Consider the following 19,995-nt stretch of genomic DNA (forward strand, 5'->3'; position numbering starts at 1 on the left):
TTGCTATGAACCACGTAGAACCTCTCAAAACTCCGACCCGTCGCCGCGGTATCGCCTTGGTCGTCACAGTGAGTGTCCTCGCGCTAGCTACCATCCTGTTGCTGGCCATGTTCTCGGTCACCGAGTCGGAATACAAATCGACCCAAAGCTATGCTGCCGGGCAAACCGCGAAGCTTTTGGGGGAAGATGCGGTGAACCTGGTGATCAGCCAGATTCAGTCCGGCTCTCAACAGGACTCCGGGTATCCTGGTCGTGAGTTTCATGCAACGCAACCGGGGCTCGTTCGTCGCTATACAGAAAACGGGGCATTTTACAGTGGGCACAAGCTGTATTCGGACTCGCGGATGACCGAAGTCGCCATGGGCTCTGCTGGCGAGACGGCATTGACGGACGATCTGCCTCCCACAGATTGGAACTCTTCAATAAACATTGGGCGCTATGTGGACCTGAATGAGCCGGCGGTCACCGCGGACGCTGCAGGAAATGTGCGGGTATTGTTCCCGATTGTGGATCCGCGCGCGTTCATGCGTGATCCCAATTCGCAGGTGACGGGTGCAGCGCTCGTGGAGGGTTTCTCATACTCTGACAAACTGGAAACCAGCCAGGGAGGGAATGCGCCGCTGAACGGCGTCGTCCTGCCTACAGGAGGTGCAGGGGACGGCTCCAATCTCCGTCTGCCCATGCCGGTGGAATGGATTTATGTTCTGAAGGATGGCACCATGGGCACCCTGGATGCAGGGCGCACATTCGTCGGTTCGGGCGGCGCCAGGCCCTCTGCTCAAAACCCGATTGTGGGAAGATTCGCGTTCTGGACGGACGATGAGAGCTGCAAAGTGAATATCAATACGGCGTCCGAACCCACCTACTGGGGCCTGCCTATCACATACCATGAACGTGCTCACCTGTGGGCGGAAAGGCCGCCGACGATTTATGAATATCAGAGGTTCCCAGGCCACCCCGCGACCGTGGCGCTGAGTACGATATTCTATCCGAATCAGGACCTGGACCAATACGGGAAGCCTACTTCCGAGGTCCAGAAAATCATCGACATGAAAGAGGCCATCTACCAGATCATCCCCAAAATCAACAATGGGGGCTCGATAGCTGGGACCGTGCCGTTTGCGCCGGATGACTTGGATCGCGCCCAGGCGGAAAAAGTGAACATCGCAGACTCCATTCGTGAGCGCTTGTATGCGAGCCTGGATGAATTGCTCTTTTCACAACAGTTCAACGGAACTTCCAGAACACAAAATGATCTCCGCGTGCAAGGGCAGCCCCTGATCACTCCCGCAGTGCTGGAGCGTTCCCGGTTTTTCCTCACGGCGAACAGCCGTTCGCCGGAATTCAGCATGATGGGGGTGCCGCGGGTGGCCATGTGGCCGGTTGCCGACGAATCCCTCCTGCAGTCGCGCCGCACCATCTATGATAAGCTCATCGCCTTCTGTGCCACACTCGACTCCAATCGTCAGGGTGAGGGTGGACAGACTGCCAACACCTATTTCTTCCGCAGGAAGGACGCGCACAGCTCCTCCACTGATGTGAACCTCACCCGTAATAAACAGCTGCTGGACTACCTGTACAGCATGATGTCGTCCACCTATCCTCGAGGCACGCTGGGAAGCGGCAGCAGCTTCCTTGCGAAATACGGCGAGAAGGACACGCGGCAGATCGTGGTCTCAATTTTTGACTACGTTCGCTCCACCAACCTTTATGACGGCTTTCTTGCGGAAAAGCTCAATAACCTGAGGGATGGCCAGAACGGTGTCATAGACTCCCCCCTTAAAGCCTACACGGAGAGGGATAAAATCATCAAAAAGGATCTCCCGGTGGACAACAAATACAATACCTACACGGAACCGCGGTACAGGACAAAGCGTGTCCAGGATGACAGCGGCAGGGGGGGGGACATTCCTGACGTCGTGGTGGCTGACAAGGCCTTTCCCGGCCATGGCCAGGTGTCACCGTCCCACTGGCGCGTGGGCACGGAAACCTACATGGGATATGCCCGCAGTGTGACGGTGTCGGAAGCGGCCCTTCACTTCATCTGCACGGCGGATGGCAAGAACGACGATACCAGTTTCAGGATGTGGGAAAAGGTGGGCGCTAGCTGGGTGAAGGGTTCGCAGGTGAGCGGGGGACGCTCGGCCCCTAGGATTAAGATCAACCAAATTGAGCAAGTTCCCTCAGCCATTCCTGAGATGGCCAAGTTTGGCCCTACAGACGTTCCTGAAGAGGAAATGAAATGGTACTCCAACTATCCACCCTTCCCCGCGCGTGATGCACCGAGGTACGGAGCGGACCCCCTGGTGCCCAAGAGTAATCCGAAATGGGCCGGCTATCATCCTGGCTACAATCCCCAAAACTGGAATCTCTCGCTTCCAGATGACACGCCCCTTGCACAAGATGAAAAACGCATCCAGGCGTGCCTGCAACTGGAGCTTTTCTGCCCCTCCGTGGGTTGGGGCAAGCTTCATCCCGAGCTTACCTTCGTTCTGGATGGCACGGCCGTGAGTGCCATTACGGTCAGTGGCCAGTCGATCTTCAGCACCACGGGAGACCTTGTCGTAAAGTCAGAAGGCTCCAAGGATGGCAATGACTCGGGTGTCAGAGGCATTTTCGAGCAGCGGGATGCCTCTCCCAGCGGTGGCACGGCGAGCTTTAAAAATCTCGTGGTTGACAAGCGAGTTCACACCATCGGGAGAATGTCTGCTGATCCGGATTACAACTCTGGGGCGGGTGGTGGTGAGCATGCCAACATGGCCAACCTCGACCTGGTTAGCAGTTTCATCACGGTCAAGCGCGATCAGTACATGACGTTTACCGTGCCGAGGCCGATCAAGCTCGATATCTATGACGATCACGACTGGCAGGGCAGGGAGCCCATCCAGACCATCAATCTCACCTTCCCGGTGGGACCGACGACGGTGATGACGCCCGATATTGTCTGTAATACCACGGCGAGGCGTGACTTCTACAATACGAATGGCGACAGATACCTGCAAAGAGCCATTGAGGCGCCCCGTTGGTGGGCATTCAACTGGGCCGGTGCCGTGAACCGCTATAAAGGTGACGCTGAAGACTATCTCCGCAGGCCGGAGAATATCAAGGAGCGCATAAAGGAGGAGTATGTGGGCGACAACATCCGCTGCTGTGGACGGCTGCGCATCGATGGGCGAACCGATGGTGTTTTTGAGGCTCCCAATCAGTCTGCGAACAACAAGTTTCCCACGGATCAGCAGTTTATTTATGGGGCATCCCCCACCTACAACCTCGTCAAGAACAAGTTTACTGACCGGGACAACCCCAAGGAGCATTATGGGACAGATGTCGTCCGCAGCATCATTCCCAAGTATGGGGACTACCGGCTCATCGCCGCGCGGCGCGTGGTGCCGGGCGACATGTGGGTGCCTCATCCGCTCTGGGACTATAAGGATATTGCGATGGCACATAATCTCACTTCCGCCGATTCGGACAGGGAGCCCGGATTTGATCGCAGTGGCCAGCCAGGCGTGGAAGATGATCCCACCCGACGGCTGGTGAAGAATACCAACCAGGCGGAGAGCTACGAAAACCCCAAGATTCCCGACATGCCGCATACTCCCGAAGCAGCGGCGGCGGCGGCAAGGTACCGCGATTTTGACAATGCCGTGGGACCCACGAGAGATGGTGCCTATATCAACAAGCCGGATGAGGGTAATTTCTCCGCCAGGTACTTCTGGATTCAGAATGCCACGCGGCTGTACAGAAACGCCTACTTCCACAAAACTTGGGAGACGGACTCGGCTGGGGACATGTATTTTACTCCCAACCGGATGATTCAGTCGCCGGTGATGTTTGGTTCCCTCCCCACTGGTGTCTTTGGTGGACAGCCGGGGCCCCAGGCAGATGCAGCTACCCACGGAGTGCCGTGGAGAACGCTGCTGTTCCGGCCTGATGTTACCTACCCGTCCGGCGGCGCCAGCCATGCAGGCATGGTGGTGCCCAGGGATCACTATGTGCTGGATCTCTTCTTCATGCCCGTAGTCGAACCCTACGCCATCAGCGAGCCGCTCTCGGTGGCTGGCAGGATCAACGTGAATTACCAGATTATGCCGTTCACCCACATCCGGCGCGCGACTGGTCTTCATGCCGTCCTTAAGGGCGAGCTGATGAACGCGGTTCCGAAAAAGCAGGGGAAGAATTATCTGAAGGCCAAAGACCCCAACGTGTTTCCTCAGAAATTCTGGGAGGAGAACCGCTCTGACAAGGCGATCCCCAACGATCAGATCCAGTACTTCCATCGCAAGATCAATATTGCGGAAACGCTCAAGCAGCTTGACGAACGGTTCAACCTGTCCACCAAGGCACCTGCCGACGGAAGGGGATTGCTGCGGTCCGCAAGCCAGTTCTGCGAGATTCACCTCATCCCGGCGGATTTGCCCTCGGGCGCCGTCGCGGGCTATGCGAACGCCAATATCAATATCCAGGCGATCAGCAATGATACCACGCGGAAACAGGAGCTGGGTCGCTTCTGGGAGGCGCACGCCTTGACAGGTGATAACATGCGCGAACGTCCGTATGCGAACATCTATCCCCGGATCACATCGCGCACAAACACCTTCCGGGTGCACGTGCGGGCCCAGTCCATCCGGAAGGCTCGTTCCACGGATCCCGCGGTGTTTGTTCCCGAGGCGGACTCAGTGCTGAGCGAATATCGTGGTTCTACCCTGATCGAACGTTACATTGATCCGAATGATACTCGCATTCCGGAGTATGCAGATGGTACGAATCCGCTTGGCAAGCCGCCCCTTGATTCGTTCTACCGCTTCCGCGTGCTGGAGAACAAGCGCTTTGTTCCGTGAAGCCGTCCGTTTCGGTGCGCCAGGCAATTTTCACAGCATCATGAATCCTTTTCTTAAATCGATTACCCGACGTTTCCGGAAGGGGGGCTTCTCCCTGCCAGAAGTCACCATCGCCGTGGGGATCACCGCCTTGGGCATTGTGGCTATCTTGGGACTGCTCCCGCAGGGCTATGACATGGCCATGAAGACCTCCCAGCTGACTGCTGAGAGTCGCATCGTCCAGCAGATCACGGGAGAATTCAATACGGGGGATTGGTCGGAGATGGACCGGGCAGGAGGCGCTGGCAACCGATGGTTCGACGATCAGGGGCTGGAAACGAATAGTCGTTCGGATCTAGGCCTCTCTTATGTGGTGAGAGTGGAGGTGCCCTCACCGGATGTGCAGCTCCCTGGTTCCACCGCGAGTGGCGGAATGGAAAAGAACCTTCGCCGGATCATCATCAAGGTGGCTGCTTCTACCAATCCTGATTATCCCTTTACCGACTCGCGACGTTTTTCCACCATCACGGCTTTTGTCGCAAAAACCAACTAAAAGAGTCATGACACATTTTGCAAGCATGGTGCCGCACCGCGGCAGTTCCAGGCCCCAAGCGGCGAGTCGTGCCTTCACCCTTGTGGAACTCCTCGTTTCCATGACGGTGCTGACGATTCTTCTCCTGATCGTGACCAATGTCATCAGTGAGACACAGAAGGCATGGAGCCAGGCATCTTCACGCGTTTCCCAGTTCCGTGAAGCTCGCGCGGCCTTTGACGTCCTTACCCGAAATATCAGCCAGGCGACCCTGAATACGTATTGGGATTACAAGCGTTCCAATCCGAACGACATCGCGGAGGTTCCTTCGAAATACGAGCGGACGTCAGAGCTTTCCTTCATCGTGGGCCAGGGGTCAGCTTTGCTGCGCAATTCGTCAAATTCGCAGAATGTCTCCTCTCATGCTATTTTCTTTCAGGCACCACTTGGCAATACTCAGGAGGGCGAAAACGCCAACCTGACCAATTTGCTCTGCGCCAGGGGCTACTACGTGTTGTATGGAAATGACGCTCCGTTTCTTCCCGGATTCTTGCCTGCCAACTATGCCAAAAACCGGTTCAGGTTGATGGAATATTCGCCCACGGCGGAGACAAATCGTATCTACGCTGACGGGTTCCGGCCTACCGACTCAAACAATAGCAGCGTCTGGTTTGAGAGGGACGCCATGGCTCCGATCTCGGCGACTGAAACCGCTGCCAATCGTAGTCCTGCAAGGCCCATTGCTGAGAACATCATTGCGCTGATCATATCACCCCGCGTTTCACCGAAAGAGGCAGGAAGCGTGGATCCGACGTACATTGCGCCGTTCTACGATTATGACTCCACCAAGAGAGCTAATCAGTCGGCTCAGTCGCCAGATGGTCAAGGTACTCAACACCTGATACCACCGCTGCTGGAGGTCACGATGGTGGCGCTTGATGGGCCGTCGGCTGAGAAGCTCGAGTTGCAGACGCACTCGCCGAATTTTGTCTCTGAGGCCGGGGCTGCGTTTACCAACGCGAACTCCTACCAGGGGGATATTCAGGCCTTGGAGGACGAGCTTATCAAACGCCGCCTGAACTTCCGGGTCTTTCGTGCCACCATCCCCATGCGCTCTTCCAAGTGGAGCCTGTAGAGTGAGCACAGTGTATCATGGTTTAACTATCTTATCATATGACTTGGCACCTCAAAATGAGCGCTCGCATTCGTGGAGGCTTCACGCTCATCGAAATGCTGGTGGTGATCACCATCATCGGACTTCTTATTGCCTTAACAGTGCCGGCTCTGACCCGCACGATGGAGGCCAATCGCCTGACATCGGCGGGAGAAGGTTTCACCAATCGTATTTCCCAAGCCCAGCAATTGGCTGCAGCGAGAAACAAGCGCATGCAGGTGTGGTTTATCCGGTCCTCGTCGACAGACTCCATTGACAATACGAACGCCTTCCGCTCGTACGCCATCTGTGAGGTTCCTTCAGACGGCACCCAGGCGAAAATTATCGCCGGTCCCTTTCCGGTGGAGACGGGAATTGTGATCGCTGACTCGGCAACTTTGTCACCGCTGGTGACGGGCCCCATGATTCCCGTGCCTGAGCAGATGTCTCCGGCTCCCGACGCCAGAGCATCCGTCGTTGAGCTTGCACCGGACGGTGGCATGAAAAAGATGAAGAGCGGTGCCAATGGGCTCGTGGGCGAGGACACGCCTCTGGCCAACTGCTTCCTCACGTTTGTGAAGGATATTCCTTCGGAGCTATCGGCTTCCGTGCCTACGAACTTCTACACCGTCCAAATCGATCCTTTCACGTCTCGCGCACGGACCTTCCGCCCAACTTTTTAGGCGAAGGAGGGAGTCGTATTTGCCGGAAAGTCGATGTCGCCCGATTGCTTCGTTACAGCGAAGTGCTGCAGGCCAAATTACATTTGGTCGGCTTTTCATCTGACGGTTCGCAGACGGCAGATGAGCGAGGGAAAGAATTTGTTCCCAAGTCAGTTAACTTTGTAAATTTCAGTTGCGCATCCACAAGGGTAAGTTAAAGAGACTGCCCACCATTTTCCTGAGTAGCTCAGCGGTAGAGCGGGTGGCTGTTAACCACCATGTCGTAGGTTCGATCCCTACCTCAGGAGCCAACTTTAAAGCCTCTCATTTCGAGAGGCTTTTTTGTTTTTTTGATCTGTGGCCGTTTAACCGCAGAGGGAGGTGAGTGTTAAGGAAGGGGCCAAGAGCGGGAACCAGGCGCCGCCTTCAACTGAGAGCGAAAGCACTCCGCATGGAGAGGCATAGCGTAGAAGAGTTCGCCAGCTTCTATTTCATGCAGATGAGGCGTCAGCGATGGTGATGATGAAATGGCGAGTGCAGATGGCGTTGCGCTCGATGCCGTGGAGAGCGGTGGCAAGCGATTGAATCCGAGGTGGTATTGAGCAGGGGAGTGCAGTCGCCCAAATCAGTGTGGGTATTGGCGAGCCTGTGGCCCTGGAGCATGACTTGGGCTTGGTTCGAACCGTGTCGTGATGGTCTGATGCCGCCGTGTGCCACGACGCAACGTACAGAGCCCTGTTGGAGGGAGAGAGTGGATTACTCATCCCCTGCGAGATGTCCTTGGAGCAGGCGGAGCAGAACTCACATCGCTGTTGGGAGCGTTGTCGATCGCTTCGTGGTCATGGATCCGGCTTGAAGAAATGGTGAACTGCAATGTCTCATTCCAGCGCGTAAGGCGACGAGACCAAGGGAACTGGGCGATGGGGATGGGTGAAAAGCGAGTTGTGCAGAGATTGCTCCGGTGCAGTGGTTGCGGTTGTTCGATCGGAATGAAAATCGAAATCCAGTTTGTCCTTGCGATAACAAAAGCAAGGTTTCAGAACATGTCCAATTTATCTATACAATAGCATAATTGTGCAAAGCTGGGCAAAGTCGCTCCGTATTGCGCAATTTAGGGCAATGTGTGCGCAAAAATTAAACGGTTGTTCACCGAAGGTGCCTTGCGAAATACACGAGCCCCTTGTAATTTCTGTAACAATCATCACCTCTATGAAAGAACTAATAGCCATCGTAGGTATCGTCACGATGCTGGGTGTTCACCCAGTGAAAGCTGATTGCACATTCGGCGGACCCGGGATTACGCCTGGAACCAAGAAGTGCACCGCGTTCCCCGCCATCCTGGAAGTGGAAACGGAAGGTTGCTACAAATTCACGTACCAGGGCTGCGAAGCCAAGGGGAACGTGGGTTCCGGTGGCACTGGTACTGGCAACAACAATAATAATGACGACGATGATCGCCATCGCTGGGACGATGACGATGATGACGACAACAACGGTGATGGCACCGGCCCCATTGAGCTCGAAGCTACTTGCAAGGATGACAAGGCCCAGCCCAAGTCCTGCAGCAGCAAGGTGAATTACACCAAGGTGGACGAATTCAACACCTCTCCGATCAAGACGTGCAATTCGACTCCCACAACCTTCAAGTGCGGTACCAAGGACACGAAGCCCATGAAGTGCAAGCTGAAGTTCGATTGCAAGGGTAAGGCGACGAAGCCCAATGGCTGCTTCAACGTCTGCGGATCCATCCAAAAGGACCCGACTCCCCCGGTGGGCACTTTGACCTTCGCGGTGGGTTCTTACGCCCTGCATGAAGTGGGCGTGGGCACCACGCCTCCCGGTGTTGCGACCGTCACTCGTGACTAAGTTTTTGAATTGACCGTGAACAGGCGGCGGATTTATCCGCCGCCTGTTTTTTTGTGCTCTGCATCGTGATGCGTCAGAGAGTGTGACTTGAGCGAAACATCTAGCGCGTCCATATTTTTACATGAAGCCGTACGCCTGGTGCGATGTGTGATGGAAGCAATGTGAGCGGCCATTGCCGGTCAGACCCCGCTGCTCATTTCAGGACCCATGGAATCTCCAAAGTACCGCAGCTTGCGTGAGCGCCTATTTGCGCCGGTGGACATTGCATTCCTGGTGTTCTTCCGACTGGGCTTTGCCGGAATCATGCTTTGGGAGGTGTATCGCTACTTCAGCCTGGGCAGGATCAAGCCGTACTACATCGAAGAAGGTTTTCGCTTCAAATACTACGGCTTCGGATGGATTGAGCCCTGGCCGGGCGATGGGATGTACTGGCATTTTTATGCCATGGGGGCGTTCTTGGTGTGCATGCTTGTGGGCTTTTGCTATCGGGTGGCAGCTCTTCTTTTTGCCTGTGCCTTCACCTATATGTTCCTGCTGGATCAGGCATATTATCTCAATCACTTCTACCTGGTCTGCCTGATTTCGTTTCTCATGGTGCTGGTGCCGGCGCACCGTGCGTGGTCGGTGGATGCGTGGCTCAGGCCGCGGCTTCGCTCGCAGACCGTTCCTACGTGGAGTTTATGGCTATTGCGTGCCCAGATTGGCATCGTGTATTTCTACGGAGGGCTGGCGAAGATGGGGCCCGACTGGCTCCGAGGAGAGCCCATGCGCGAGTGGCTCGCGGATCGTGCGGGAAAATTCCCCGCTTTTGGACACTACTTTTTTGAAGAATGGGTAGTCTATGGTTTTGCGTACGGCGGGATGCTATTCGACCTGCTTGTGGTACCGCTCCTTTTGTGGAAGCCGACTCGCTGGCTGGGATTTCTGTGGGCTCTTTCGTTCCATCTCATCAACAACCAGCTCTTCAACATCGGGATCTTTCCGTGGTTCATGCTGTGCGCCACGCTCATTTTCCTGCCACCGGATTTCCCGAAACGCATCTGGAGGTTTCTGGTCCGCTGGTTTCCCATCCTTTTCCTCGGGAAGAAAGTGGAGCCTCACATTGCGACGCCTGCTTCTCCCTCAAATCTATCTGCTGCCATTGGGGATTCGGGTTCATGGACCCTGGGACGGCGCGTCCTGGTGACATTCCTCGGGCTGTATCTACTCGCGCAGTGCCTCATTCCATTCCGCCACCTGTTATACCCGGGCGATGTGAACTGGACGGAGGAGGGGCATCGCTTTTCCTGGCGGATGAAGCTTCGGGGCAAGGATGGAGGGGCAGTTTTCAAGGTAGTGCAGCCGTCCACGGGGCGCTTCTGGGAGTTTCATCCCGAGGGGAACCTGACGCTGAAGCAGGTGGAGGAGATGGCGGGGCGCCCAGATATGGTCTTGCAGTTCGCGCATCATCTCGCCTGGGCGTTTGGAAAGAAGGGCTACGGCGAGGTCGAGGTATACGCGAACGTGATGGTGTCGTTGAACGGCCGGGAACCTGAGCTGATGATCGATCCCAAGGTGGACCTCGCGAAGGTGAAACGGAGCCTCGCGCACAACACCTGGATTCTTCCCCTGAAAGGAGAGCTTCCCAAGCCCCAACCGAATCGCCGCGCGAACTATGTGTACGAACAGAAAGAGGCGGCGGAGTAGTGCTGGGAGGCCCCCGTTTTCTGAGGCCAGTCACAAGTTCTGAGTGTTGCATGCGCCATGACCACCTGCAGCGGTGAGAATCGTGCCAGCCTGGCGCGGGTGGCGTCTCCATCGCGGCTGGGCGTATGTTCAGGGCCTCACCAGAAACGACGTGGAGACCACTGGCGGGACTTTGCGGGGCGCAGGTCCCTGGAGGTTCACTTCAAAGGGGCGTGCGAGGGAGTTCCCGGCGAGGTCTTCCAGAAAGGAGTCTGCCTGGAGTGAAAGCGTTCCGGCTTTCCAGGGGCTGTCTGGAGTGAAGGTCCACACCTGCTCACCAGCGGTGGTCGTGGTGGTGCCGGGGAGGGCGGTGCCGGCGTCGCTGGAAACGTGAAGGCAGCGCTGGAGAAGCGCGTGGTCGAGCGGCGCGGGGAATTTCACCTGCAGGGGCTGCCGCGTGCCAGCGGCGGGCGGGGTGATTTTCCAATCGGCGATGTTGAGCTGTTGCGTGGTGCGCTCGGTGACGAAGAAGGACTTCTCCACATCCTTGCCCAAGGGCACGCCGCGCTCGGACTTCCACGCGCCGCTGATGATGAGTTTGCAGCGTTTGCCCGGCACGAGCACGGGGCCGATTTCGACGTTGAGGTTCACGCCGGTCTTCTGTCGGCCGGGGTGGAACCACAGCGTGAGACGCAGGCCGTCTTCGGACCAAAGCTCGGTTTCACGGAAGGGCTCAGGCACCACCTTGCCATCGGCATCCATCACGCTGCAGTGCTGCAGGAAGACACCTTGCTGCATGGGCTCGCTGAAGTGCAGGTAGAACTTCAGGTGATTCGCGGGCAGCGCGGAGCCGCTGGGATGAATGCTGCTCAACTGGGGCGGTGGCGGCAGAGGGGCGGGAGATGGTTCGCCTGCGAAGGCGGGCCAACACCACCCCAATGCCAAGGCACAGGAGAGCAGCGCACGTTTCATCACCAGTGATTCCTCAGGGCAACGCGGCTACTTCGAGCTTCAGCTTGTCGCCATCCTCGCGGAGCACCACCATGCGGGTGTCATCGAGGCGGTCGATTTGCACGGCGCCGAAGAGGGAGTCGAGGATTTCGATGCCGGGCGTTTCGGTGGGATTCTTCACATTCCGGCGCAGGGCCTTCTCGTTCGTTTCTTCAGGCGCAGTGCGGTTGATGAGATCCATGTTGATACGCACACCCCAGTACTTGGAGGGGCCGAAGAGTGGCTGGTGGAAGCGCTGGGTATTAGTCACAACCCAGGAGCCCTTGGCATTCGTGTAGGCGAAGACATCGAGCGGGCGATTGCCGCTGCCGAGTTCCACCACGCTGGTGCCGCGGACGTTGGCGCCGGAGGAAAGGTCCTTCAGGGAGAACTTCGCGAGCGGTGTACAGGCGAAGGCGCCGAGCACGCAGGGAGTGCCATTGTCATTGTGCGGGATGAAGCTCTGGATGGGAGCCTTCGTTTCCCACTTGCCGTGCGCCACATGGTACGTCTCCGCGCTGTAGATGGTGCCGGAGGCAGAGGCATCGAGTGGAAGCGGGATGGAGAAGATTTTGCTGCTGAATTCCTCATTGCTCTGTCCCGTGACCAGCACGCGATCATGCGTCATGGCGAGGTCGGAGAGAGTGCGCACGGCGGTGGTCTCGCTCTTGGGCAGGGCCACGCGGACGTGTTCGAGCTTGGAGAGGTCCAGCTTGGTGGCCTTGCCATCTGGAGAGATGAACACAATAGCCACGCTCTTCGCGTCGGTGTCGCGCACGGAGAAGTAGATGTTGCCGCTCGCATTGGCAGCCATGTCTACGATCTGGATCTTGTCAGCCGTGGTGCCGAGCGCGCCGGCGATGGCGCCTGCGGTATCGGCCACAGGTTGGGCCAGGGCCTTCGTGGCGCCTGTGTCACCGGTGCTCACGGCGACCACGGCAGGGATGCTGGGCTCAGCGATGAGGAGGACGCCATCGGCACCGAAGGAAATCGGGCCGATGGATTTCAAGGCGGGATCACCCTTGGTGGGGTTCTTCAAGGACTGCGCAGCATGAAGGGGTGCTGTCTGCAGGGTGAGGGCTGCCACGGCGGACAGCGCCAGGAGTCGGGCGGTAGGCATGAGTGCGGAAGGTTCGGGTTGAGAACACGGACGCTGACACTGACTCTTCGGGGGCCGGGAGTCAGGAAACGCGGTCTGGGAGGCGGGCCTATCGGGCTGTCGTGCTCTTTGCGTTCACCTTCCAACCCACGGGCTGGGTCCAGGCCATCTGGGTCTGGTTCTCGTACGTGGGGTTCACGTGCGGCTTTGTGGAAGTGATGACGGCGCGCACGTAGAGTTCATCGCCCGTCAGCTTGTACTCCACTGTCTCGCCGGAGAGGGTGGCAAAGGTCTTGCCGATGTCCGCGGAGTACACCTTGCGCATGGGCTGGGGATCCTTTTCCGCATTGGTGGGCTGCTCGCTCACGGTGGGGTCATACTTCTTGGGTGTACCCACAATCTTCGTGGTGTAGGACACCCCGGGTTCTCCCTTGATGCGGATATTCAGGACGCCATCATTGAACTGCACGTCGTCAAGCGTCACGCCGGTGGAGGCATAGAAGTCACCGGCACGCATGGCGGAGATGAGCGCATCGGGCTTGAGTGATTTGGCCCGCACCATGACCCAACCGCGGCCGGGGGCGCTGTCTTCACCGTGGTAGTGGTGGGAGTCATCCGTGCCCAGCCCGTAGAGCGGGGGCGAATCAAGCTTGCTGATGCGGATGGTATTCGCAATGTCCCAGAGCATCTCGTGGCCGTAGCGGGTGGCATCGCCGAGATAGTTGATGCTGGGGTGGCCGTTGAAGATCTCGAAGAAGTTTTCCTCCAGCACTTCTGCCATGTCCTCGGCGGTGAGAGCCCAGCGGAAATTGGGATGATTGATGTGGGTCAGCATGGGCTGGCCAGTGCGCTTCTCCTGCTCGCGGACGGCCTGCAGATTCTTGCGGATCACATCCTTGAAGCTGGTGCCTTCCACGGGCTTGAGCTCTTCCTTCAGGTTGAAGGCCACCATGTGAATCGGCGCCTTCAGTTCTGGGGTTACTGGGAAGTTCGCACTCAGTTCTTCGGCAGGAACGAGGAGGAACTCGCCTTCCTTTTCAAACTTGGGACGGTACTCTTCCAGCATCTTGAGGCGCACCTCCTTCACGCCATCCTTCTCGCGGCGCTCCACCCAGGAATCGCCGAAGCGCTCGAGGTATTTGGCCATCGCAGTTTTGCCGACAGACTTCTGCCGCTTCAGGATGGTGGGCTCGGCCATCCAGACTTCCTTCGCGTGAAGGACGTTGTGGTCGGAGAGCGCGAGGAAGTTGTAGCCACGCTGGTGGTACCAATCCACGATCATCTCGGGGAAGTCATTGCCGTCGCTCCACAGGCTGTGCGTGTGGGTGTTTCCCTTGTACCAGCGGGGCTGGGCGTTTTCCGTGCCGGCGGCGGTTTCTTTTGCCTGGGCCGGTTTGGAGTTGGCGATGAGACCGACCGCGGCAACGCCGGCGGCGGCGAGCAGCAGGGAGGGAAGGGTGAAGCGTGGCATCCGAAGCAAACGAAAGGGGGGAGCCGGGTCCTTTCACCGGGATCTGCTGGATTGTCAGGTGACGGTTTCGATGCTTCAGAGACGCATGCGCTGGAGACGGACGTTGAGACATGTGGTGATCTTCTGGAATGTGCTCGCTCCCTTTGCGGCCATCACCCTCGTGCTGGGAAGTTACACCTGGTTGGGGTTGGCAGTCGTGGTGGTTGGACACGCCATGTGGCTGACTTCCACCATGATTCCCTCGTGCCAGTGGTGTGGCGAGGTGGTGACATCCTTGGCACAGGCCCGTGGAGACGGGGATTCGGCAGGTGCTGAGGGCCAGGACAAGGAGGTGTGGCTCACGATCGATGACGGCCCGCACCCGGAGGACACGCCGCATCTGCTGGACCTGCTGGATGCGCATCAGGCGAAAGCGACGTTCTTCTTCATCGGAGCCCATGCGAAGAAGCATCGCAAGCTGGTGCGGCAGGTGATCAAGCGCGGCCATGAAGTGGCAAACCACACGATGAATCACCCGCAATACTGGTTTTGGGCTTATGGGCCTGGGGCGGCGGATCGAGAAATGGATGAATGCCAGAAAGTGCTCGGCGATGTTGCGGACGTGACGCCGCGATGGTTTCGCGCGCCTGCAGGATTTAAGAATCCGATTGTGCAGCGGCACGCGGAGAAGACGGGCATGCGCGTGGTGGGCTGGTCCGCACGGGGACGAGACGGTGTGGTGACGGACAAGGAGCAGGTGCTGCAGCGATTGTATTCTGAGATCCGGCCGGGAGGCATCATCCTCATGCACGAGGGACGTGTGGCGGATAATGGGGGAAGGCTGGCGCCGCAGGTGCTCGGGGCGCTGCTGGAGTGGCTGGGTAAGAATGGGTACCGGTGTGTGGTGCCGTAAGAGCTTCCGGTGCCGAAATGAAATGTGTTGAGGTCGCGCGATTGATTCCACACAGAGATGAAAACCAGACCGTACAAGCGCCACGTTCTTCCGTTCCTGTTGCTGCTTTTGGCGATGCTGGTTCTTGGCCCGGGAACGTCTGCCGCAGAAGAGACGAAGCTGAGCCTCTTCGAAGCCACAGCAGCCTTGAGTCGCATGGTTTTAGGAAAGGACTGGGATGCGGTGCCGCATGCACGGCCGGTGCCTCCCGCGGATCAATTCAAAATGGACAAGGCGGGGCAATACACAGCTGGCCCATGGGCCATCCGTCTGGAGCGGAGAACATTTGTCTTCACCTTGTCTCACAAGGATGGAGGGTTCTGGCAACGCAGCGGAATATGTGCCCAGGACGACAAGCTCAAATGGCAAGCCAAGGTCGAACGAGAACTGCGCACTGCGCACTGCGCACTGACACCCTAGCTCCGCTTCCGCCGGCACACCATCAGGTGATTGTTGAAGAGCGCGCCTTTTCCCGGTGTCTGCATCTCCGTGATCTCCAATCCGGCATTCTCAAAGACGGTACCCAGTTCTTCCAGCGTGGGGTAACTTTCCGGAGGAGACTTCATCAGGCCAAAGGTGGCCATGACCTTGTCGGTGCCTGCGGTGATGCGATAGCGCCAGCTGGTGTCGCGAATGCCGCTGCGAATGATGAAGCTGCCGTCCGGAGACACGTGCGAGGCGCATTGCTGAAGGAGGGCGGCTTGTTCTTTGGCAGGCAGGTAGTGCAGCACATCCAGCAGGCACACGTGTCCCCGTGAGTCGGGCCACGCCTGCCGGGCATCCAGCGCATGGTAGCGCGGTGTAGGCGTGTACTGGGAAGCCACGTCCTGGGCGGACTTGATCTTTGCCGCATCAAAATCGATGCCGGTGTAGGCGGCGGAGACCCCGCTCTCGCGCAGATAAAAACCGAGCAGACCGCGGCCACAGCCCACGTCGAGCACGGGGAGATCCGTGGCGCGCAGCCAGGGCAACAGCGAAGCAAAAAGTGGGTCAACGGTGAGCTTCCACTTCACCCACTCCTGGTCGAACTTCGTGGCGAAGCGGACCGAGATGGCTTTTGCGATGGTCTTGCGCTCTGGAGCGATTTCCACGCCGCCGGGATGGGGATTAGAGGATGTCCGGGCCGTAGGGGGGCGAGGGGCTCAGGCTGGCGCGCAAGGCGCTGTCATCCAGAGCGCGGTCCACCACATCCTGCAGGGCGCGGGAGGCCAGCTCACGAAGCATGGGTACCGGGGAACCGCTGCCGGGAAGGTAGGCGCTGTTCTCACGCTCGCCGCTGTAGATGCGGCTGAAGACCACCTGGCCGCTGCTCACGCGCACCACGTTCACGCGAATCTTCGCATACGCAGCGGGGCGGATGACCTGGTCGCAGTCCAGCTTGAGGATCTCGCCGGTCAGCACATAGGGAGCGCCGCGTCCGGCCAGCATGCCACGGCTGCTCATGCCGTGGGCAAAGGCATTGCGCACCACCTGGTCCACCGGGATGCGGGTGTTCACACGCTCCAACGGGGTGCCGATGGGGGTGCGCACGGTGCCGATGTAGTAGCTGCCTTCACGGCGCATGTCCGCGAAGCGTCCGACGGACATCTTGCGGGGGCCGGGCGTGCCTTGGGAAAGGTTGGGCTGGTAGTCGAGGCTTACTGCTGTCGACGAGCAGTTTGCCAGCAGCAGGCCACCGGCCAGCGCCATAAGGCATCGCAGAAATGAAGCGCGGGAAATCATGTGGTCGATGTACCATGAAGCCGGAGGCGAATCAACACGCGATGTCCCGCGTGGTTGGCGTGCGCCCCCGGCGTATTATTCAGGGAAAATGGCTGCCGCCGCTCTAGGTGTGGTGGCGGCAGATTTCAGGTCACGGAACGCGGAAGACCTTGCCGGTCGTGGGATCCATGGCCAGCGAGCCGGTGGGCAGGCCGGTGACGTCCAGCTCGTTGTAGGGCGGGTAGGGGCTCTTCACGAGGCCGGCCTTGGTGGTCCGGGTCCCGGTGAGGGTCGAGCCGGTGCTCGCGGGCGCCGGGGTGTCAGCGACTTTGTCCTTGGTCGCGTTGTTGGAGGCGACCACGGTTTCCTTCGGCGTTTCGGCGGGAGGATTGTTCTTGGGAGTCTCCGTGACGGTCTTCTTCTGTGGCTTGCTCTCAGGGAGCGATTCCTCGACCTCCTTCTTCGGCTGCTCAGACTTCCTGGAGAAGAGGCCGCTCTTGGGCTGGGGCTGGGACTGCGGAGGTGATTCTTCCACCTTCTTGTGCTCTTCAGCGTGAGGCTTCTGCTTCACCGGGGCCGGCGGCTGCTCCTGCACTGTTTCACGGCGCTGCGCCTGGGCGGGTTCGGGCGCCTTTTCCTTCTCCTGACGTGGAGTGCTGTAGGGCATGTCCCGGGCCTCCTGCTGGTAGGGCTGGGGCTGGGACAGGTGGTTCTGATTTTGATTCTGAGCCTGCGGATGCGGCGGCGGCCCCGGAGGACGGGACGACTGAGGCGGCATTTGGTACTGCTGCTGTGGCTGCTGCTGATACCCAGCGCCATCGTAGTCGGCTACGGGGGGAGGACTGTCCAGGTTATAGCGGCGACCACCTTGGGCACCGTAGCCGTGCGTGGGCGCGGAGTTCGGAGGCGGGGCATAGCCCTGATAGCGATTGTCTGGCTCTTCGCCCCAGACGAGATCCTTGACGAAATTCAAGAAACGGGTTCCCACACGCGGCTTCGGCTGTTGCGGGGGATACTGCTGGGCAAACGCGCTGGTGGCACAAGCACCCAGAACACACAGGGCCATGACCGCTTTGGGCATGACGAAGCCTGGCTGGAGGGAGGTCTTCATGGCAAACATACAGTCAGGCTGATTATTAAGAAATGCAAGCCATTTGGCTTGACGCGTCGAGCGTTTTTCCTTCGATGGATTTTTTTGCACGCGCGATGGACGAGTGCAGCCGACGCGTTATTCAGCCTCAACTGGTGCGAAGCAGGCCTTTTGCAGTGTAGGCGCCGAGGATGGCGATTTTTCGCAGCTTGCTCAGGCCGATGCGCGGGCCGAAGACGTGGAAGTGGCGCTGGCGTATTTTCTCCAGGATTTCACCATACATCTGGCCCATCATCTCCGCAGCCAGCATGTGCCTGCGATCCTCCTTGGGCAGGAGACTCGCGGCCTGGGTGAAAAAGGCACGCGCACGATCGTGCTGGAACTGCATGAGCGCCTCGAACTCCGGCGTGTGTCGGCCTTCCAGAAGATCCACTTCGTTGACACCGAAACGCTCCAGGTCCTCCTGCGGCAGGTAGATGCGGCCATTGCGCGCATCCTCTGCCACATCGCGGATGATGTTCGTGAGCTGTAGGGCGTAACCCAGGGCCACGGCGTATTCTTTGCAGGCGGGGTTCTTGTATCCGAAGATCTCGATGCTCACCAGCCCCACGACGCAGGCGACCTTGTAACAATACGCCAGCAGATCCTCGTAGGTGCGGTAGCGGGTGGTGACCAGGTCTGAAGCCACACCATTCACGATCTCCGCCAGCAGCGTGGGATCGATGGGGTAGGTCTTGGGCAGTTCGGCGACCTCAGCCTGCAGGTCGTCCGGCTCCTCGAAGCCGTGAAGGATGCCGTGCTTCCACCCGTCCAGTGCACGCTGCCGTTCCGCGACGGTGTCCACGGGTTCGTCCGCGATGTCGTCAATGACCCGGCAGAAGGCGTAGAAGGTCATCATGTCCTCCTTGCGTTGGCGGGGCAGGGTGGAGAGTGCGAAGGCGAGGTTCGACTTCGCGCGACGCGCGATCTCACGCCCCACCGGGGGGGCTGCTGCTCGGCTTGGCTTTTTCTCAGACATGGGAGGGGTCATCATCAAGATACCCACCCCGAAGCAGAAGCAAGGCAGCGCTGACGAAAAGCCAGCTATGCAGGGCGGCTTCCAGGACGCTGGCGGCGAGGAGTTGGGTGACCACCCGGGCCGGGGGAATGACCGCCGGGAGGAGGTGCAGGCTGTACTCCAGCAGCGCCAGGAGCGGCACGGCCGTGAGGGCGAGCATGAGCATGGGCAGCCACACACGCGCCCACCAGCGCACGGTGGCGCTTCCCGCCTTCAGGAAATCCACGCGCGCCGCGGCGGCGGCCAGGGGCAGGGGGCCTAGAAAAATGAGGAACTCCGGCATCACCCACTCGCGCAGCAACCGCGTGGGAGAGTCAGTGCGCTCGGCCATCCACCACCAGGCACCGTGAATCACCGCGAGCACGAGAATGGTTTTCCACCGGACGAGGGCAGCGCGCACACCGGCATCTGGCAGGAGGGATTCCCGCGAGGCGACGAAGTAGCAGCAGAGCCACATCTGGCTGGCGGCGCTGAAGAGTCCCATGATGACCGAGCCAATGATCGTGCCTGCCAGGACGGGTGGCGGATGGATGGCCTGGTGGAAGAGCATGGCAAAGCGCTGCCAGCCTCGCACGGCGCAGTCCAGAAACACCTCCGGCCAGGGGGAGAGCGGGTGTGCTACGGCGAGTGGTGCCGAGGCTCCGGTGCGAAGACTCCACCATTCATGCACCATGAGGGAAGCCATGAGCCACAGGAATGGAGCGGGATGCCGCCCCAGCCATGTCAGGGCATCGCGGAAGAGCCGCGCCTGCGGGTGAATCACCAGGTGCAGCACCACACACAAGGCGAAGGCCCCCAGCCAGAGAAATGGATCCATTTCACCGGGGGGCGCTACGCTGGCAATGAGGGGGCTTCTTGGCAAAACCTAGACGGGCGCCATGTTGGAACGCGGATGCACGGGTGCGCAAGTGTGAAGGTGCGGCATGGCATTGCGAATGACTTCAGATTCCGGTAAGGA

General features: G+C 58.9%; 16 protein-coding genes and 1 tRNA gene. 9 read left to right on the forward strand and 8 right to left on the reverse strand.

The window, feature by feature from the left end:
- Positions 1–5: 5 nt before the first annotated feature.
- The 7 genes from vccA to G5S37_RS05615 all read left to right on the forward strand — a co-directional run bounded on the left by vccA (position 6) and on the right by G5S37_RS05615 (position 10,719).
- Entirely contained in the window at positions 6–4,841 is a 4,836-nt protein-coding gene (gene vccA / locus G5S37_RS05585) for a Verru_Chthon cassette protein A (RefSeq protein ID WP_165201651.1), read from the forward strand.
- A 40-nt stretch (positions 4,842–4,881) separates the two neighbouring features.
- Positions 4,882–5,373 carry a Verru_Chthon cassette protein B gene (gene vccB, locus G5S37_RS05590; protein WP_165201653.1) on the forward strand — a complete coding sequence of 164 codons (492 nt, stop codon included), beginning with the start codon at positions 4,882–4,884 and terminating at the stop codon, positions 5,371–5,373.
- A 7-nt stretch (positions 5,374–5,380) separates the two neighbouring features.
- Complete coding sequence (gene vccC / locus G5S37_RS05595) at positions 5,381–6,487, forward strand: Verru_Chthon cassette protein C (protein WP_165201655.1); 1,107 nt, start codon at positions 5,381–5,383, stop codon at positions 6,485–6,487.
- 56 nt (positions 6,488–6,543) lie between these two features.
- Positions 6,544–7,188, forward strand: a complete 645-nt coding sequence (gene vccD, locus G5S37_RS05600) for a Verru_Chthon cassette protein D (protein ID WP_165201657.1) — start codon at positions 6,544–6,546, stop codon at positions 7,186–7,188.
- Between the two features lie 215 nt (positions 7,189–7,403).
- Positions 7,404–7,478 (forward strand) — tRNA-Asn (locus G5S37_RS05605).
- An 898-nt stretch (positions 7,479–8,376) separates the two neighbouring features.
- Positions 8,377–9,033, forward strand: coding sequence for a hypothetical protein (locus G5S37_RS05610; protein WP_165201659.1), 657 nt, complete (start codon positions 8,377–8,379; stop codon positions 9,031–9,033).
- Positions 9,034–9,240: 207 nt separating this feature from the next.
- Positions 9,241–10,719, forward strand: coding sequence for an HTTM domain-containing protein (locus tag G5S37_RS05615; RefSeq protein WP_165201661.1), 1,479 nt, complete (start codon positions 9,241–9,243; stop codon positions 10,717–10,719).
- Between the two features lie 129 nt (positions 10,720–10,848).
- Here the strand turns inward: G5S37_RS05615 and G5S37_RS05620 are convergent, their stop codons facing one another.
- The 3 genes from G5S37_RS05620 to G5S37_RS05630 form a co-directional block, all read right to left on the reverse strand.
- Positions 10,849–11,670 (reverse strand): Ig-like domain-containing protein, encoded by an 822-nt coding sequence (locus tag G5S37_RS05620; RefSeq protein ID WP_165201663.1) that lies wholly within the window; start codon positions 11,668–11,670, stop codon positions 10,849–10,851.
- Positions 11,671–11,683: 13 nt separating this feature from the next.
- The gene (locus G5S37_RS05625; protein ID WP_165201665.1) at positions 11,684–12,808 is read right to left on the reverse strand and encodes a hypothetical protein; all 1,125 of its coding nucleotides are present in this window, start codon (positions 12,806–12,808) and stop codon (positions 11,684–11,686) included.
- Between the two features lie 88 nt (positions 12,809–12,896).
- Positions 12,897–14,258 (reverse strand): hypothetical protein, encoded by a 1,362-nt coding sequence (locus G5S37_RS05630; protein ID WP_165201667.1) that lies wholly within the window; start codon positions 14,256–14,258, stop codon positions 12,897–12,899.
- A gap of 85 nt (positions 14,259–14,343) precedes the next feature.
- Here G5S37_RS05630 and G5S37_RS05635 point away from each other — a divergent pair, with 85 nt between their 5' ends.
- Positions 14,344–15,150 (forward strand): polysaccharide deacetylase family protein, encoded by an 807-nt coding sequence (locus G5S37_RS05635; RefSeq protein WP_165201669.1) that lies wholly within the window; start codon positions 14,344–14,346, stop codon positions 15,148–15,150.
- A gap of 57 nt (positions 15,151–15,207) precedes the next feature.
- A complete protein-coding gene (locus G5S37_RS05640; RefSeq protein WP_165201671.1) occupies positions 15,208–15,609 on the forward strand; it encodes a hypothetical protein in 402 nt (133 codons plus the stop codon).
- On the opposite strand, the gene G5S37_RS05645 is transcribed toward G5S37_RS05640, so the two are convergent.
- The 5 genes from G5S37_RS05645 to G5S37_RS05665 all read right to left on the reverse strand — a co-directional run bounded on the left by G5S37_RS05645 (position 15,606) and on the right by G5S37_RS05665 (position 19,854).
- Positions 15,606–16,280: a class I SAM-dependent methyltransferase gene (locus G5S37_RS05645; RefSeq protein ID WP_165201673.1), complete on the reverse strand. Its 675-nt coding sequence runs from the start codon at positions 16,278–16,280 to the stop codon at positions 15,606–15,608. The genes G5S37_RS05640 and G5S37_RS05645 overlap by 4 nt on opposite strands.
- Before the next feature lie 16 nt (positions 16,281–16,296).
- Entirely contained in the window at positions 16,297–16,911 is a 615-nt protein-coding gene (locus G5S37_RS05650) for a hypothetical protein (RefSeq protein WP_165201675.1), read from the reverse strand.
- Positions 16,912–17,041: 130 nt separating this feature from the next.
- Entirely contained in the window at positions 17,042–18,001 is a 960-nt protein-coding gene (locus tag G5S37_RS05655; protein ID WP_165201677.1) for a hypothetical protein, read from the reverse strand.
- A gap of 127 nt (positions 18,002–18,128) precedes the next feature.
- Entirely contained in the window at positions 18,129–18,998 is an 870-nt protein-coding gene (locus G5S37_RS05660; RefSeq protein ID WP_165201679.1) for a squalene/phytoene synthase family protein, read from the reverse strand.
- A complete protein-coding gene (locus G5S37_RS05665) occupies positions 18,991–19,854 on the reverse strand; it encodes a hypothetical protein (RefSeq protein ID WP_165201681.1) in 864 nt (287 codons plus the stop codon). The genes G5S37_RS05660 and G5S37_RS05665 overlap by 8 nt, the downstream gene beginning before the upstream one ends.
- Positions 19,855–19,995: the final 141 nt, after the last annotated feature.

Origin of the sequence: Roseimicrobium sp. ORNL1 (assembly GCF_011044495.1) — a bacterium.
Lineage (GTDB): Bacteria > Verrucomicrobiota > Verrucomicrobiia > Verrucomicrobiales > Verrucomicrobiaceae > Roseimicrobium.

What these genes read in the sequence shown, in the direction of transcription:
- vccB (WP_165201653.1), top strand. Translation starts at nt 4,882, where the DNA reads ATGAATCCTTTTCTTAAATCGATTACCCGACGTTTCCGGAAGGGGGGC.
- G5S37_RS05635 (WP_165201669.1), top strand. Translation starts at nt 14,344, where the DNA reads ATGCGCTGGAGACGGACGTTGAGACATGTGGTGATCTTCTGGAATGTG.
- G5S37_RS05610 (WP_165201659.1), top strand. Translation starts at nt 8,377, where the DNA reads ATGAAAGAACTAATAGCCATCGTAGGTATCGTCACGATGCTGGGTGTT.
- vccA (WP_165201651.1), top strand. Translation starts at nt 6, where the DNA reads ATGAACCACGTAGAACCTCTCAAAACTCCGACCCGTCGCCGCGGTATC.
- G5S37_RS05650 (WP_165201675.1), bottom strand. Translation starts at nt 16,911, where the DNA reads ATGATTTCCCGCGCTTCATTTCTGCGATGCCTTATGGCGCTGGCCGGT.
- G5S37_RS05630 (WP_165201667.1), bottom strand. Translation starts at nt 14,258, where the DNA reads ATGCCACGCTTCACCCTTCCCTCCCTGCTGCTCGCCGCCGCCGGCGTT.
- G5S37_RS05655 (WP_165201677.1), bottom strand. Translation starts at nt 18,001, where the DNA reads ATGAAGACCTCCCTCCAGCCAGGCTTCGTCATGCCCAAAGCGGTCATG.
- vccC (WP_165201655.1), top strand. Translation starts at nt 5,381, where the DNA reads ATGACACATTTTGCAAGCATGGTGCCGCACCGCGGCAGTTCCAGGCCC.
- G5S37_RS05615 (WP_165201661.1), top strand. Translation starts at nt 9,241, where the DNA reads ATGGAATCTCCAAAGTACCGCAGCTTGCGTGAGCGCCTATTTGCGCCG.
- G5S37_RS05620 (WP_165201663.1), bottom strand. Translation starts at nt 11,670, where the DNA reads ATGAAACGTGCGCTGCTCTCCTGTGCCTTGGCATTGGGGTGGTGTTGG.
- G5S37_RS05640 (WP_165201671.1), top strand. Translation starts at nt 15,208, where the DNA reads ATGAAAACCAGACCGTACAAGCGCCACGTTCTTCCGTTCCTGTTGCTG.
- G5S37_RS05625 (WP_165201665.1), bottom strand. Translation starts at nt 12,808, where the DNA reads ATGCCTACCGCCCGACTCCTGGCGCTGTCCGCCGTGGCAGCCCTCACC.
- vccD (WP_165201657.1), top strand. Translation starts at nt 6,544, where the DNA reads ATGAGCGCTCGCATTCGTGGAGGCTTCACGCTCATCGAAATGCTGGTG.
- G5S37_RS05665 (WP_165201681.1), bottom strand. Translation starts at nt 19,854, where the DNA reads ATGGATCCATTTCTCTGGCTGGGGGCCTTCGCCTTGTGTGTGGTGCTG.
- G5S37_RS05660 (WP_165201679.1), bottom strand. Translation starts at nt 18,998, where the DNA reads ATGTCTGAGAAAAAGCCAAGCCGAGCAGCAGCCCCCCCGGTGGGGCGT.